The 14,866-nt window shown below is 73.5% G+C and carries 14 protein-coding genes; 10 read left to right on the forward strand and 4 right to left on the reverse strand.

Features of this window, described 5'->3' with window-relative positions:
- Positions 1-10: 10 nt before the first annotated feature.
- The 3 genes from ACFXGN_RS13310 to ACFXGN_RS13320 all read right to left on the reverse strand — a co-directional run bounded on the left by ACFXGN_RS13310 (position 11) and on the right by ACFXGN_RS13320 (position 2,706).
- The gene (locus ACFXGN_RS13310) at positions 11-781 is read right to left on the reverse strand and encodes an SDR family NAD(P)-dependent oxidoreductase (protein WP_384857552.1); all 771 of its coding nucleotides are present in this window, start codon (positions 779-781) and stop codon (positions 11-13) included.
- Between the two features lie 5 nt (positions 782-786).
- On the reverse strand, positions 787-1,746 hold the full coding sequence (locus ACFXGN_RS13315) for a sulfotransferase (RefSeq protein WP_384857555.1): 960 nt from the start codon (positions 1,744-1,746) through the stop codon (positions 787-789).
- Between the two features lie 66 nt (positions 1,747-1,812).
- On the reverse strand, positions 1,813-2,706 hold the full coding sequence (locus ACFXGN_RS13320; protein WP_366441244.1) for a family 3 encapsulin nanocompartment shell protein: 894 nt from the start codon (positions 2,704-2,706) through the stop codon (positions 1,813-1,815).
- A 302-nt stretch (positions 2,707-3,008) separates the two neighbouring features.
- Between ACFXGN_RS13320 and ACFXGN_RS13325 the strand changes: the two genes are divergently transcribed.
- From ACFXGN_RS13325 to ACFXGN_RS13360, 8 genes are all read left to right on the forward strand, one after another.
- A complete protein-coding gene (locus tag ACFXGN_RS13325) occupies positions 3,009-4,073 on the forward strand; it encodes a LysR substrate-binding domain-containing protein (RefSeq protein WP_384857558.1) in 1,065 nt (354 codons plus the stop codon).
- A 208-nt stretch (positions 4,074-4,281) separates the two neighbouring features.
- On the forward strand, positions 4,282-4,464 hold the full coding sequence (gene lysW / locus ACFXGN_RS13330; protein ID WP_384857561.1) for a lysine biosynthesis protein LysW: 183 nt from the start codon (positions 4,282-4,284) through the stop codon (positions 4,462-4,464).
- A gap of 38 nt (positions 4,465-4,502) precedes the next feature.
- Positions 4,503-5,366: a RimK family alpha-L-glutamate ligase gene (locus ACFXGN_RS13335; RefSeq protein WP_384857565.1), complete on the forward strand. Its 864-nt coding sequence runs from the start codon at positions 4,503-4,505 to the stop codon at positions 5,364-5,366.
- Positions 5,363-6,388 (forward strand): N-acetyl-gamma-glutamyl-phosphate reductase, encoded by a 1,026-nt coding sequence (gene argC / locus ACFXGN_RS13340; protein WP_384857568.1) that lies wholly within the window; start codon positions 5,363-5,365, stop codon positions 6,386-6,388. The genes ACFXGN_RS13335 and argC overlap by 4 nt, the downstream gene beginning before the upstream one ends.
- A gap of 40 nt (positions 6,389-6,428) precedes the next feature.
- Positions 6,429-7,364: a transketolase gene (locus ACFXGN_RS13345; RefSeq protein ID WP_384857571.1), complete on the forward strand. Its 936-nt coding sequence runs from the start codon at positions 6,429-6,431 to the stop codon at positions 7,362-7,364.
- The gene (locus ACFXGN_RS13350; RefSeq protein ID WP_384857574.1) at positions 7,361-8,329 is read left to right on the forward strand and encodes a transketolase family protein; all 969 of its coding nucleotides are present in this window, start codon (positions 7,361-7,363) and stop codon (positions 8,327-8,329) included. Before ACFXGN_RS13345 ends, ACFXGN_RS13350 begins: the two co-directional genes overlap by 4 nt.
- Positions 8,326-9,960, forward strand: a complete 1,635-nt coding sequence (locus ACFXGN_RS13355; RefSeq protein ID WP_384857577.1) for an AMP-binding protein — start codon at positions 8,326-8,328, stop codon at positions 9,958-9,960. Before ACFXGN_RS13350 ends, ACFXGN_RS13355 begins: the two co-directional genes overlap by 4 nt.
- The gene (locus tag ACFXGN_RS13360) at positions 9,957-11,102 is read left to right on the forward strand and encodes an acyl-CoA dehydrogenase family protein (RefSeq protein ID WP_384857580.1); all 1,146 of its coding nucleotides are present in this window, start codon (positions 9,957-9,959) and stop codon (positions 11,100-11,102) included. Before ACFXGN_RS13355 ends, ACFXGN_RS13360 begins: the two co-directional genes overlap by 4 nt.
- A 74-nt stretch (positions 11,103-11,176) precedes the next feature.
- Here the strand turns inward: ACFXGN_RS13360 and ACFXGN_RS13365 are convergent, their stop codons facing one another.
- On the reverse strand, positions 11,177-11,767 hold the full coding sequence (locus ACFXGN_RS13365; protein ID WP_384857583.1) for a CGNR zinc finger domain-containing protein: 591 nt from the start codon (positions 11,765-11,767) through the stop codon (positions 11,177-11,179).
- A 74-nt stretch (positions 11,768-11,841) separates the two neighbouring features.
- On the opposite strand from ACFXGN_RS13365, the gene ACFXGN_RS13370 reads away from it, so the two are divergent.
- Both ACFXGN_RS13370 and ACFXGN_RS13375 read left to right on the forward strand, forming a co-directional pair.
- Positions 11,842-13,293: an MFS transporter gene (locus ACFXGN_RS13370; RefSeq protein ID WP_384857585.1), complete on the forward strand. Its 1,452-nt coding sequence runs from the start codon at positions 11,842-11,844 to the stop codon at positions 13,291-13,293.
- Positions 13,294-13,527: 234 nt separating this feature from the next.
- Positions 13,528-14,739: an FAD-dependent monooxygenase gene (locus ACFXGN_RS13375; protein WP_384857588.1), complete on the forward strand. Its 1,212-nt coding sequence runs from the start codon at positions 13,528-13,530 to the stop codon at positions 14,737-14,739.
- Positions 14,740-14,866: the final 127 nt, after the last annotated feature.

A 14,866-nucleotide genomic window follows, 5' to 3' on the forward strand; every position in this document is an offset into this window, starting at 1 on the left:
GCGGGCGGGGTCAGCCGATGCCCCGGGTGTTGCCGCCGTCCGCGACCAGCACCCCGCCGGTGACGTACCCGGCCTGTTCGCTGGCGAGGAAGGCGACCAGGGCGCCCAGGTCCTCGGCGCGGCCGATCCGGCCGAGCGGGATCCCGGCGGCCACCTCGGCCAGCCGCTCCTCGACCTTCTCCCCGTACTGCACGTCGAGGATCGGGGTGCGGTGGAAGCCCGGCGCGAGCACGTTCACGGTCACCCCGGCCGGGCCGAAGGCGTGGACGAGCCCCTTGGCGAAGCCGAGGACGCCGAGCCGGGCCACCGAGGACAGTCCGCTGCCCGGATGGGGCTGGCGCACCGACTCCGAGGTGAGCATCACGATCCGTCCCCAGCGGGCCTCCCGCAGGTACGGGGCGGCGGCCAGCGACAGCGACACGTGGGGCAGCAGGTTCTCGTTGACCGCCGCCCGGTACTCGGCGACCGCGAAGTCCTCCACGGGGCCGAAGGGCACCCCGCCGGAGTTGGTGACCACCACGTGCAGGGCCCCGAACTCCTCGGCGGTGCGCCGCACCCAGGCCGCGGCGGCGTCCTCGTCGCGCAGGTCCACCACGGTGCTCAGCACCCGGCCGGGCCCGGAGTCGTCCACCTCCCGGTGGGCGCGGGCCAGCCGTTCGGGGTCCCGGCCGCAGAGCGACACGTCGGCGCCCTCCGAGGCCAGGACGCGGGCCACCGCGAGGCCGATCCCGCTGCTGGAGGCCGCGACGAGCGCGACCCGTCCGGCGAGTCCCAGGTCCACCGCCATCACCCCGCGAGGGCGGCGCGCACGGGGGCCAGCGGATAGCCGTAGCGGGAGAGCAGGGGGGCGGCGGCGGCCGTGGCCGCCGCGATGGCGGTGCCCGGCAGCGCGGTGCGCCACCGCTCGTCGGGCCGGATGTGGGTGACGCCCCTGCGCAGCCGGTCCGGGTTGCCGGTGACGGTGTGGTTGGCGCCGAGCGGTACGCGTCCCAGGGCGTCCACCGGGGACTCGTCGTCGAGTCCGGCGAAGCGGAGCACCCGGGCCGTGACCTCGCGCGGATCGCGGGACAGGTCCTCGTGGCGGACCCGGAGGTACCGTCCGCCCGCCGTACGGCCGACGAGCTCGGAGGCCAGGTTGAAGGCGGTCCAGTAGCCGCTGCTGCGGGCCGGGGACATGGGGTCGATGTACTCCTTGGCCCTGCGGTAGGACAGGGCGGTGGCCCGGGGGTCCCGCACGATGTGCAGCACCCGGACGTCCAGGTCGCGGCGGCCGAGGAGGGCCGCCGCCTCCGCCGGGTACTTCGAGCCGTCCACGATCAGCCGGTCGGCGCCGAGGGCCGCCACCCGCCGGTAGACGGCGGCCGACCGGTCGAGGAGTTCGTCCACGCCGGGGGGCGCGGGCCGTTCGCCGCGGGCCTCGGCGAGCCGGGCCGGGGTGTGGCGGGTGCGCAGCAGGGCGCGCTGGAGGGTGGTCGTGCGGTGTGCGACGGCCTCGACGGAGCCCTCGGGCAGCTCGGCGAGGACCTCGGACCAGAGCGGGCAGGAGCGGACCGGCTCGCCGCAGCCGCAGCTGGTGTTGGTCCCGGCGCCCAGGACGCCGTTGCGCCAGAGGTAGTGGAGTTCGCCGACGTGCCGGACGCCGGGGATCTCGTTGAGGACGTTGCCGAGCAGGGTGCTGCCGCTGCGCATCCATCCGGTGATGTAGAGGACGCGCGGCGGGCGGTCCGCCGGGGAGGGGCCGGTCATGGTGGGGGTCCCTTCGTGGGTGCCGTCGGCGCGGTCGGCCGCGCCGGGTGGCGGGTCGGTCGCGCGTCAGCCGCTGGTCAGCAGCAGGAAGTGCTGGGGCAGGTGGACGGCGAGGCCGATGCGGCTGCTCGCCTCGACGGCGTCGGAGCCGCCGGGGCCCGCGCCCCGGCGCAGGGTCAGCGAGGCCACGCCCGGGACGAGCAGGGTGACGGCGGCCCGGAAGTCGCCGAGCAGGACCTGGCCGCGCGGGATCATGCGGGTGCGCGAGACGGTGATGCCGGCGGCGCCCAGCTGGCCGAGCACTCCGGTCCTGACCAGCTCCCAGTAGGTGAAGGGGTGGACGACGATCCCGTCGCAGGAGCCGCCGGTCTCCTCGACCTCGGCCGCTGCTTCGGTGATGGAGGCGTAGACGTCCTCGCCGAGCTGTCCCCGGCGGATCTGCGGGAGGTTCAGGAGGCCGCTGATCGCCTTGTCGGCGCTGCCGTGCAGCAGGGTCTCGTTCTCGACGACGGAGAGGCGGACCAGGACCCGGTAGTCGATGAAGGAGGCGAGCAGCGCGGGCTGGTCGAGGAGCCCGTCGGGCAGCGGCACGCGCACGGTCAGGTCGGTGAGCTCGGCCCGCTCCAGGCGCGGGGCGAACGCGCCCTCGGGGGTGGCCTGGTAGGAGGTTCCGGCGGCGGCCAGCTTCGCGGCGGGCGGCTCGTGCACGAAGGTCACCGGCGCGTCGGCCACCGAGGCGGTCTTGAGCAGGTGGCGTACGGCGTAGCGCGGCCGGGTCGCGAACAGCGGGAAGACGGCCGGGAGATGTGCCTGGAAGGGCACCGTGTGGTCCTGGTCGGCGTCGGCGGCGCGGACCGACCAGGCGAACTCCTCACCGGGGCTGCGGGTGGTGAGCGCCGGGTCGGCGAACTGTATCTGGACTCCCTGCTGGACCGCGGGACCGGCGGTGGCTGCGAGCATGACGTCTCTCCTCGGGTTCCGTGAAATCGCTCTTCGGTCATTCACATTAGACAGCCGGGAGAATTGCGGGGAAGAAATCCGATGGCGCGTGTTTATGAATCGAATAAGACGGGCTGATTCCTCGTTCTTGAACAGCGCATACCGACGGCATGACGATGTCACATGCGGTCCGTGAGCCCATCCATGGCGGCGGCGAAACCCCCGGATCTACGCTTCATTCACGACCTCGCGGAACACTCGGCAAGGAACACGCGACACCGGAACGCGGAAGACGGAACGTCCCCGACGATGTGGGTGGGAGTATGCATCACGACTTGCAGATCAACAGGTTGAGGACTTTGGTCGCCGTGGTCGAACTCGGTGGCTTCCGGCGGGCGGCGGAGTCCTTGCACATCACTCAGCCCGCGGTCAGCCAGCAGATACGGCAGCTGAGCGGCCTCATCAGAAGTCCCGTGTTCGCCTCCACGGGCCGCAACCTGCGGCTCAGTCCACGGGGCGAGGAACTCCTCAGATACGCCCGCCGGATGGTGGCGCTCAACGACGAGGCGGTCGACCGGTTCATCCCGCAGACCGGCAACGTCATGCTCTCGGTGGGCGTGGCGAGCCAGCTCGGGGAGGTGCTGCCGGAGTTCCTCCGGGTGCTGAACCGGGGGATGCCCCAGGTCCAGCTGAGCGTACGGACCGGGTCGAGCGAGGAGTTGGCGGCGCAGCTCACCGGCGGCCAGCTCGACGCGGCGCTGCTGCTCCAGAGCGAGCCGACCGGCCCCGGCACGGACAGCGTCGAACTGGGCAGGATGCGGCTGGCCTGGTTCGGTCGGCCGGCCCACGGGGAGCGGGAGGCGGTGCCGCTGGCGCTCTTCCCCGAGCCGTGCACCCTGCGCGGACGGGTCCGTGACGCCCTCGACGCCGCGGGCATCGCCTGGCGGATCTCGTACGAGAGCGAGGAGCTGATCGGGCTGCGGTCGGCCGCCAAGGCGGGCCTCGGCATGACGTGCCTGGTCGCCAACGGGGACGAACTGTGGGGCCTGGCACCGTCGGTGCGCCCGGGGCTCCCGGCGCCGCCGGAGCCGCTGCCGGTGACGCTGGCGGTGGCCACCGGGGCCGTACCGGAGGGCTTCACGGACATCGCGGAGAAGGCGCTCCGCCAGGCCCTGCGGTCCTACCCGCTGGTCTCGCCCCCGGACGGCACCGGCCCGGAGACCCCTCCGGTGGAGGCGGGGCCCGGAGCGGAGGCCGGACCGGCGGACGGACCCGGCGCGGGAGGGGAGGCCGGACCTGCGGACGGACCGGCGCACCGACCCGGCGCGGGACCGGCGGACGGGAAGGCGGACGGGGCGGGCCAGGTGCTCGCGGGCGCCGCCGCCTGACGGTCCGTGACCCCGGCCGACCTGGTCGGTCCGGCCGACCCGGCCCCGTCCGGCTCCCCCTTCGCTCCCGCCCCATAAGTATTCGCCTCGGTTCCGATCCAGAGCATTCATTGGACTGGACCGGGCGGACCGAAATGCAGCACTAAAGTAATTCTCGGTTGACCGTCTCCCGGATTTACCGCCCTTCGGAAGAATTGAGGAAATCGTCATGCAGAACACTTTGATCGCCCCCGCGTGCCCCGAGTGCGACGCCGAGGTCTCGCTGGGCCAGGACGCCCGGGTCAGCGAAATAGTCGAATGCCCCGACTGCCGGCTGGAGCTGGAGATCGAGTCGGTCGAGCCGCCGCGGCTGCTGCTGGCCCCCGAGGTCGAGGAGGACTGGGGCGAGTAGACGGACCGGCCACCACCATCGAGAAGGAGATCACCCTGATGAGCCCTGCGGCAGCGCGACTCGGTGTCCTCGCCTCCCGGGTCCGGTTCGAGGAGAAGAACATCCTGACCGCGCTGGAGAGGCGCGGCGCCGTATGCGAACACATCGACCCCCGCGCCCTTTCGGTCCGGGCCGGTGAACCCTGGGACGGTCCGCGGACCGTGCTCAACCGCGAAGTGGGCCACTACCGGGCCCTGTACGCGGCTGCCGCACTGGAGTCGGCGGGCGTGACGGTGGTCAACAGCGCCGCCGCCACGGCCGTCTGCGGGGACAAGTGGCAGACCTCGGCGGCCCTGGTCGCCGGGGGCGTGCCCACCCCCGACACCATCCTGGCCCTCACCCCCGAGGCCGCGCTCAAGGCCCTGGACGAACTGGGCTATCCGGCGGTCATCAAACCCCTGGTCGGTTCCTGGGGCCGGCTGGTGACCCGGGTCACCGGCCGGGCGATGGCCGAGGCGGTGCTCGAACACGTCGCCGCCCTGCCCTCCCCCCAGTCGCACGTCGTCTACGTCCAGCGCGAGGTCGCCAAGGCGGACCGGGACATCCGGGTCCTCGTGGTGGACGGCCGGGCGGTCGGGGCGACGTACCGCAGGAGCGAGGACTGGCGCACCAACGTGGCGCGCGGCGCGGTCAGCGAACGCTGCCCGCTGACCGACGACCTCACCGCCCTCGCGGTCCGGGCGGCGGACACCGTCGGCGCCACCCTCGCGGGGGTGGACCTCCTGGAGGAGCCGGGCGGCCTGCTCACCGTCCTGGAGGTCAACGACCGGGTCGAGTTCCGGGGCCTGCAGTCGACGTACGGAACGGACCTCGATGTGGCGGACGCGATCGCCGCCCTCCTGACAGCAAAGGCAGAGTCATGATCCGCGCAGCAGTGGTGGGGGCCGCCGGGTACATCGGCGGGGAGCTGCTCAGGCTGCTCGTGGGCCACCCCCAGGTCCAGGTGGTCGCCGCCACCTCCCGCACCCTCCAGGGACGCCAGGTCGACGGCGTCCACCCCAATCTGCGGCACCGCACGAAGCTGACGTTCTCGGCCGAGGACCAGCTCACCCGCTGCGACGTGCTGTTCCTGGCGACCCCGCACCGCGAGACGATGCAGCGGATGCCGGAGTTCCTGGAGAAGGCCGGGGTCGTGATCGACCTGTCCGGCGACTTCCGGCTGAACGACCCCGAGGTGTACGAGGACTACTACGGCGCCTCCCACGAGGCCGTCGCCCTGATCGACACCTTCGTCCAGGGACTCCCCGAGTTCCACCGCGAGCGGCTGCGCTCCGCGGACCGGATCTCCGTGCCCGGCTGCATGGCCGCCGCCGGGATCCTGTCCCTGGTGCCGCTGGCCGAGGCCGGTCTGATCGCGGGCGACATCACGGTGGACGCCAGGACCGGCTCCAGCGGCTCCGGGGCGAAGGCGGGCGCGGAGAACCTGCACGCCGAACGGAGCGGCGCGCTCAGGGTGTTCGCCCCCACCCGGCACCGGCACGAGGCCGAGATATCCCAGGCCACCGGACACACCGTACGGATGTCGGCGACCGGGGTCGAGGCGGTCCGGGGCGTCCAGCTGCTGAGCCGCGCGAGCCTGGCCGAGGGCGTCGACGAGCGGGCGATCCGGTCCGCCTACCGGAGCCGCTACGCGGGTGAGCCGTTCGTACGGATCGTGGCCGCCCGGCGCGGGCTGCACCGCTTCCCCGACGCCAAGATCCTCTCCGGCTCCAACTTCTGCGACATCGGTTTCGCCCTGGACCGGGGCGCCTCCACGGTCACCGTGATCGCGGCGCTCGACAACCTCGTCAAGGGCGGCGCGGGCAACGCCGTGCAGTGCATGAACGTGCGGTTCGGGGAGCCCGAGGGACGCGGTCTCGAATTCACCGGCCTCCACCCCAACTAGACCGCCCCCACCCACCACGGACCCAGCGAAAGGACCTGGCATGAGCAGCCCGCCTCTGCTGCGGGGCGCCCCCGCCCGCACCGACACCACCGACCACGCCCGCACGGACACCACCGCCGTCGGCATCACCGGTCCCGACCCGCACGGCCCCGGCGCCGCGGAGCTGGCGGTGATCGCCGGGCGGATCAGGGAACACGTCGTCGCCATGTGCGCCGGACCCGAGGGCGGCCACCTGGGCGGGTCGATGTCGCTCGTCGAGATCCTGTCCGTCCTCTACTTCCGGGTGATGCGGCACGACCCCCGCTTCCCCGGGCTGCCCGAGCGCGACGTCCTGCTCCTCAGCAAGGGCCACGGCGGCATCGCCCTCTTCGCCGCGCTGTGCGAGGCCGGCTACTTCCCGGCCGAGGCCCTGGAGGAGTACGCCAGGCCCGGCAGCCACTTCATGGCCCACCCGCACCCCGAGATCCCCGGTGTGGAGATCGCCTCCGGCTCCCTCGGCCACGGTCTGGCGCTCGGCGTCGGCTACGCCCTGGCCAACCGGCTCGACGGCTCCGACCGGCGCTGCTTCGTGGTGATGGGCGACGGCGAGCTCCAGGAGGGCTCCGTGTGGGAGGCCGCCTCGGTGGCCTCCGCGCACCGCCTCGCCGGACTCACCGCGATCGTGGACCGCAACGGCCTCCAGATCACCGGCGGGACCGAGACCGTCAACTCCCTGGAACCGCTGGCCGACCGCTGGCGGGCCTTCGGCTGGCGGGTCCTGGAGGCCGACGGCCACGACGCAGAGGCGCTCACCGAGGCCCTGACCCGGCCCGCCGACCCCCGGCGCCCCACCGTGCTCATCGCCCACACCGTCAAGGGCAAGGGAGTGCCCTTCATCGAGGGCCAGGCCCGCAGCCACTACGCCCGGCTGAGCGGACGCCAGCACCTGCGGGCGCTCAACGCGGTCCGCGCCTCGGCGGGCGGTGACCCCCGATGAGCACGGCCCTGGCCCCCGCCCCCGACCGGTCCGCCCGCGAGGTGTACCGCGACACCGTGGCCGGACTGCTGCCCGGCGAGCCCCGGCTCGTCGTCCTGGACAGCGACACCGGACTCTTCGGCGGGGTGGACTTCGGTTCCGCCGCCGACCGCTACCTCAACCTGGGCATCGCCGAGCACACCCTGATGGGCGCGGCGGCCGGACTGGCCCGGGAGGGCCGCATCCCGCTGGTCAACACGATGGGGGCGTTCGCCTCCTCCCGTGCCGTGGAGGCCGTGAAGATCGACATCGCGATGGGCAACCTGCCGGTGCTGATCGCCGCCACCCACTGCGGGGTCTCGGCCGGGCACCTCGGACCGACCCACCACGCCCTGGAGGACATCGCGGTCATGCGGGCCCTGCCCCACATGACCGTGGTCGTCCCGGGCGACGCCGCGGGCACCGAGGAACTCCTGCGCCAGGCGCTCGCCCTGGGCGGCCCCGTGTACTTCCGGCTCGGCCGGGGCGCCACCCCCGACCTGCCCGCCGGTCCGCCGCTGCGGCTCGGCAAGGCCCAGCAGCTCCGGCACGGCTCGGACATCACCCTGGCGGCCTGCGGACCCTATCCGGTCCTCGCCGCCCTGGAGGCGGCCGACCTCCTGAAGTGCGAGGGCATCACGGCGAACGTGCTCCATCTGCACACCGTCAAGCCGCTGGACACCCCGGCCCTGCTGAGCTCGCTCGGCGTCCGGGACACCGTCATCACCGTGGAGGAGCACTGGCGGTCCGGCGGGTTCGGCTCCGCCGTCACCGAGGCGCTCAGCGCCGTACGCCCGGTACGGGTGCACCGGATGGCCCTGCCGGACGAGTTCGTCCCGGTCGCCGGCAGCCAGCGCTATCTGCTCGAACGGGGCGGGGTCAGCGCCCGGCAGATCGCCGAGCGCGCCCGGACAGCCGTCGAGACCGGCCGGGGAGGCCCGAGTTGACCACCGCCGACACCTACCGCGCCGCGGGCTGGTGGCGCGACGGGACCGTGCTGCACGATCTGCGCCGCTGGGCCCGCGAGCAGCCCGACAAGCCCGCCCTGGTCTGCTACCAGGGGGACACCTACGAGACCGTCGGCTACGCCGAACTCGCCCGCCGGGTCGACCGGCTGGCGGTCGGCCTGCTGCGCCTCGGGGTGCGCCGGGGCGACGTCGTGACCCTGCAACTGCCCAACTCCTGGGTGCTCGTGGCGCTCTGCCTGGCCGCCGCCCGGATCGGCGCGGTCGCGGGACCGGTGGTCCCGGTGATGCGCCGCCGCGAGGTGGAGTTCATGACCCGGCTCACCGAGAGCCCGGTCTACATCGCCGCCGCCGAGTTCCGGGGCTTCTCCTACGCGGAGATGAGCGCCGAGGTCGCCTCGGCCGTACCGACCCTGCGCCACCGGGTGCTCCTCGGCGGCGGCGCGGACGAGGACGGCGCGCTGGACTTCGTACGGGACCTCTACGGGCCGGAGCCCGACCCCGGGCTGCTGGCCTCCCTGGACGCGCTGGAGGCGGGACCGGACGACGCCGCCCAGATCATGTTCACCTCCGGCACCACCGGAGAGCCCAAGGGCGTGCTGCACAGCCACAACACCCTGTACTCGATGAACCGGGCCCAGGCCGACGTCCTCGGCGTGACCGGCTCCGACGTCACCGCGATGGGCTCCCCCACGACCCATCAGGCGGGCTTCACCTGGAACTTCGTGATGCCGCTGCTGCTCGGCGCGACCGCCGTACAGGTGGACCGCTGGGAGCCCCGGCAGATGCTGCGCACGCTCCAGGAACAGCGGGTGACCTTCTTCATGGGGGCCCCGACCTTCCTCTCCGACCTGATCGACGGCCAGCGCGAGACCCCCCACGACCTGTCGGCGCTGCGCACCTTCGCCACCGGCAGCGCGCCGATAGCGCCGCTGCTCGTGGAGGACGCCCGCGAGGTGCTCGGCTGCCGGCTGTACGCGCTGTGGGGCATGACGGAGAACGGCTGCGTCACCGTCACCCGCCCCGAACAGCCCGCGCTGCGCGCCGCCGAGAGCGACGGCACCCCGGTGCCGGGCATGGAGGTCCGGATCGTCGGCGAGGACGGCGCGGCGGTGGCACCGGGGGCTCCCGGGCTGCTGCAGGTGCGCGGTTCCGCCCAGTGCCTGGGCTACTTCCGGCGCCAGGAGGTCTACGACGCCTCGGTGACCGCCGACGGCTGGTTCGACACCGGCGACCTGGCCCGTTCCGACGGCCACGGCGGGATACGGATCACCGGGCGCGTCAAGGACGTGATCATGCGGGGCGCCGAGAACATCCCGGTCCTGGAGATCGAGGCGGCGCTGCTGCGGCACCGCGCGGTCAAGGACGTGGCCGTGGTCGGGTACCCGGACCGGCGGCTCGGGGAGCGCGCCTGCGCGTTCCTGGTCACCTCCGGTGACGCGCCCGGTCTGGAGGACGTGCGCACCCATCTGGCGGGGCTCGGCATGGCCCGTACGTACTGGCCCGAGCGGCTGGAACTGGTGCCCGCGCTGCCGAGGACCCCGTCCGGAAAGATCCAGAAATTCGCGCTGCGGGACCGGCTCCGGGCCCGGGAAGGAGAGACGGTCTCATGAACTTCGGCTTCACCGCGGAGCAGGAGGAACTGGGCAAGCGCGTCGCCGCGTTCGCCGAGGAGCGGGTGGCTCCGCACCGGCAGGAGAACGACCGGCGCGGCGCCTACCACCCGGGGCTGATCGAGGACATGGCGGAGGCGGGACTGTTCGCGCTGCGGGTCCCCGAGCAGTACGGCGGGCTCGGTCTGGACGCCGTCAGCTCCGGCGTCGCGCTGGAGAAGCTGGCCGCCGCCGATCTGTCGGTGTGCTTCCCGGTCCTCAACGCGGCGCTCATCGGCGGGGTCCTGGCCTCCAGCGGCACCCCGGAGCAGCTGGAGCGCTGGCTGCCGCCGATCGCGCGGGGCGAGGCGCTGGTGGCGCTGGCGCTGACCGAGCCGGGTCACGGTACGGACGCCGCGGGCATCGGGATGCGTGCCGAGCCCGACGGTGACGGCTGGCTGCTGTCCGGCGAGAAGACCTCGATCATGGTGACCGCGTACGCCACCCACGCGCTGGTGTTCGCCAGGACCGGCGGCGAGGGCGCGCACGGCATCAGCGCCTTCTACGCGCGGATCGACGGCGACGGGGTCCACAAGGAGCGGCTGACCGACCTGGGCTGCCGCTCCGGCGGTCGCGGGCGGCTGCTCTTCGACGGGCTGCGGGTCGGCCCCGAGGACCTGGTCGGGGTGCCCGGCGGCGGGTTCACCGCGGTGATGCGCGGCTTCGGGGTGTCGCGGGCGCTGATCGCGCTCATGGCGATCGGCGTCGGTGACGCCGCCCTCGCGGAGGCGTACGCCCACGCGTCGGGGCGGACCGCCTTCGGGCAGCCCATCAGCCGCTTCCAGTCGGTGGTGTTCCCGCTGGTGGAGCACACCACGCTGCTGCACGCGGCCCGGCTGGTGTGTCACGAGGCGCTGTGGCGGGCGGACCGGGGCGAGGACCCCCGCATCCCGTCGAACATGGCCAAGTGGTGGGCCCCCAAGGCGGCGGTGGAGGCCGTGCACCAGTCCCTGCTGACCATGGGTCACCAGGGGTGGAGCGAGGACGGACCGGTGGCCCAGCGGCTGCGGGACGTCATCGGCCTCCAGCTCGCGGACGGCACCGCGGCGGCCACCAAGCTGACGGTGGCCCGGCTGCTGCTCGGGAAGGAGTTCGCGCCGTGAGCGCCCCGGTCGCCGAGGGCCCGGCGGGTGCCTTACGGTCGCCGGACGCCGTACGGTCCGTGGCCGTCCTGCTGTCAGCGGCCTGCGGTCGCGGTGCGCAGCCCCTGGCGGTAGACCTGCATCTTGGAGCGCGTCCCGCACACGGCCATCGAGCACCAGCGTCCGCTGCGGTTGCGGGCCCGGTCGTAGAAGGCCCATTCGCAGCGGTGTTCGCGGCAGGCCTTGAGACGGTGCCAGGCGCCTTCGACGGTGGACTCGACGACGATCGCCAGGATCTGGGCGATCATGCCGCGGGTACCGGTGCCGCCGGGGCGCAGTCCGGGCGCGCCGGTCCCGTCGAAGGCCAGGACCAGCGGGCAGTGCGCGGCGACGCGTTCGATCAGGGCGCGGGCCGCCGGGTCGGCTCCGGCGCCGTTGTTCTCCCGCATCAGGGCGCGGAGCGCCTCCCGTACCGCGACCGCTTCCAGGCGGTCGGACTCGGAGGGGGCCGCGGTGCCCGCGGGGAAGCCGTTCCCCTCCATCCACCGGACGAGACCCGTCCCGGACGCGAACTCGTCCGGTCCGAACTCGACATTGACGCTGTTCACGAAGGACTGCACCAGTGCGAGCCGGCCGGGGGCCACCTCACGGTCACCCGGCTGACGCACGCGCTTGGGTTCGGTCATCTCCCAGACCCTACCGGCCAAGCGGATTCGCCGGTATCCCCCGCTCCTGTCCCTCTCCCCGTGAAAGGAAAATCATGACCAGCACCAACGCCGCGGCCGGCGCCCGGCCGCCGCTCCTCCTGCTGTGCGCCGCACAGTTCATGCTCGTCCTCGACTTCGCCATCGTGAACGTCGCCCTGGGCGCCATGCAGCGTGACCTCCACTTCTCCGCCAGCGGACTGCAGTGGGTCGTCGGCGCGTACGCCCTCTTCTACGGCGGCTTCCTGCTCCTGGGCGGCCGTGCCGGTGACGTCTTCGGCCGCAAGCGGATGTTCGTGGTCGGTCTGGCCGTCTTCACCCTGGCCTCGCTCGTCGGCGGCATCGCCACCGACTCGTGGGTGCTCGTCCTGGCCCGCGCGGTCCAGGGCCTGTCGGCGGCGGCGGTCTCCCCCGCGGTCCTGGCGATGATCGCCGGTGGCTTCCCGGAGGGTGCGGAGCGCGTGAAGGCCATGGGCGTCTTCGGCGCGGTCTCCTCGGCCGGTTTCACCGGCGGTGTCGTGGCCGGTGGCGTGCTCACCGAGTACCTCACCTGGCGTGCCGTCATGCTCGTCAACGTCCCGGTCGGCATCGTGCTCGTGGCGCTGGCCGCCAAGCGGCTGCTCGCCGACCACCACGCCACCCGCTCCTCCCGCCTCGACCTGCCCGGCGCGATCCTGGTCACCTCGGCGATGTGCGCCCTCACCTACGGGCTGACCGCGGCGTCCGACAAGGGCTGGGACGCCACCCCGGTGCTGGCCTCGCTGGCCGCGGGCGCCGTCCTGCTGATCACCTTCCTCGTCGTGCAGACCAAGGTCTCCCAGCCGCTCGTCCCGCTCTCCATCTTCCGCAACCGCGCGCTGTCGGCGGGCAACGGCATCGCGTTCCTGTCCGGTGGGGTGATGTCGGTCTCGACCTTCTTCATCACCATGTACATGCAGCAGATCCTCGGGTACTCCGCGCTCAGGGCGAGCATGGGCTTCTTCCCGCAGGCGTTCGTGGTCTTCCTGTTCAGCCTGCCGGTCGTCAAGCTGACCCACAAGCTCGGCGCCCGGAACGTGCTGATCGCCGGTGGTGTGCTGTTGACGATCGGTTCGGGGCTGCTGGCGCAGGTGACGGCGGACAGCTCCTACCTGCTCGGGGTGCTGCCCGGCGGTGTGCTGCTCGGCCTCGGTGTGACGGTCATGATGATCGCCACCGCCATCGCGGGCACCAGCGGTGTCTCCGGACCGCAGATGGGTCTGGCCTCCGGTCTGTTCAACTCCAGCCGTCAGCTCGGTGTCGGTCTCTGCCTGGCGCTGGGCGTGGCCCTGGCCGGTGTGGTGCACGGCACCGCCGCGGCCATCCCGGTGGGCGGCTTCCAGACCGCCTTCTGGTTCACCACGGCCATCTCCGCCGCCATCGTCGTCGTGTCGGTCCTCGGTCTGCGGCGCACCGCCGTGGCCTCGGCCGCCGGTGAGCGGAAGGCTCCCGCCGCCGCCGCTCCGACGGCGGTTCCCGCCGCGAAGTAGGCACCGGCTCGGATTCCGGCGGCCGGCCCCGAGCCACGGGGCCGGCCGCCGCAGCGCTTCCCCCCTGACCACCCGCGACCACCCGCGACCGTCCCGCGCGGACCCGCGCGGGACGACGGGACACGGGACGACAGGGCGACGGGACGGCGCAGGACCACCACGACGACGCAGGACGACGCAGGACGACGTACGACCACGCAGGACGACGCAGGACCACGAGACAAGGAGCAGGCGATGACACACGTACTCGTCGCGGGCGGCGGCATCGGCGGACTCGCCACCGCTCTGGCCCAGGCGCGTGCCGGACACCGGGCGACGGTCCTGGAGGGCCGGCCGGAGTTCTCCGAGATAGGCGCGGGAATCCAGCTCGCGCCCAACGCCTTCCGCGCGCTGGACGCGCTCGGCGTGCGCGACCGGGTGGCACTGCGGGCCGACTTCATCGACGAACTCCGCTTCCTGGACGGCACGTCGGGGCGGCGGATCGCCACGATGGAGCTGACCGGCGCCTACCGGACCAGGTTCGGCGGCCCCTACGCCGTGGTCCACCGCGGCGATCTGCACCGGGCGCTCCTGGAGGGCTGCCGCGAGGCGGGCGTGGAGCTGCTCGCGGGAGAGCGGGTGACCGGCTACCGGCAGAGCGAGGACCGGGCGACGGCGCTCACCGCCGGGGGCGGGCGGTTCTCCGCGGACGTCCTCGTCGGCGCGGACGGGCTGCGGTCGGCGGTACGGGCCCAGCTCGTCGGTGACGGCGGTCCGCGCGTCTCGGGCCACACCATCTACCGCTCGGTGATCCCGATGGCGGAGGTGCCGCCGGAGCTGCGGGAGAAGGCCGTCGCCCTGTGGGCGGGTCCCGGCTGGCACTTCGTGCACTACCCGATCGGCGGCGGGGCCTTCCTCAACCTCGCGGCCACCCGCGACGACGGCGCGCGCGAGGAGATCACCGGGGCGGCGGCGAGCCGTTCCCGGGTGCTGGGCGAGTTCCCCGGGCTGTGCGCCGAGGCCCGGCGGCTCCTCGAACTGGGGCGGGACTGGCGGATCTGGGTGCTCTGCGACCGCGACCCGGTCGAGGGCTGGGTGGACGGCCGGGTGGCCCTGCTCGGTGACGCCGCGCACCCGATGCTCCAGTACGCCGCCCAGGGCGCCTGCATGGCGCTGGAGGACGCGGTGGTGCTGGGCGGGCTGCTGACGGGCGAGCCGTGGGACGTCCCGGGCCGTCTGGCGCGGTACAACGCCCTGCGGCGGGACCGGACGGCCCGGACCACGCTGACGGCCCGGGAGATGGGCGAGCGGCTCTACCACGCGGCCGGGCCGGACGTGCCCGCCCGCAACGCGCTGCTCGCCGGGCTCTCCCCCGCCGGGCTGCGGGACGCGGTGGCGTGGCTGCACGGCCGTACGCCGTCCGCCGGGTCCCGGGAGCCCGCGCTCGCGGCGGCCGAGGCCGGGTGACCCGCTGCCCCGCACTCCCGGAGCTTCCGGCGCTCCCACCGCTTCCGGAGCTCCGCGCACAAGACTCACGAGCCGCACGAGACCCACAAGACTCACGAGCCGCACAGGGCTCACGAGGCGGCCCCGT

The organism is Streptomyces sp. NPDC059247 (assembly GCF_042754005.1).
GTDB lineage: Bacteria > Actinomycetota > Actinomycetes > Streptomycetales > Streptomycetaceae > Streptomyces.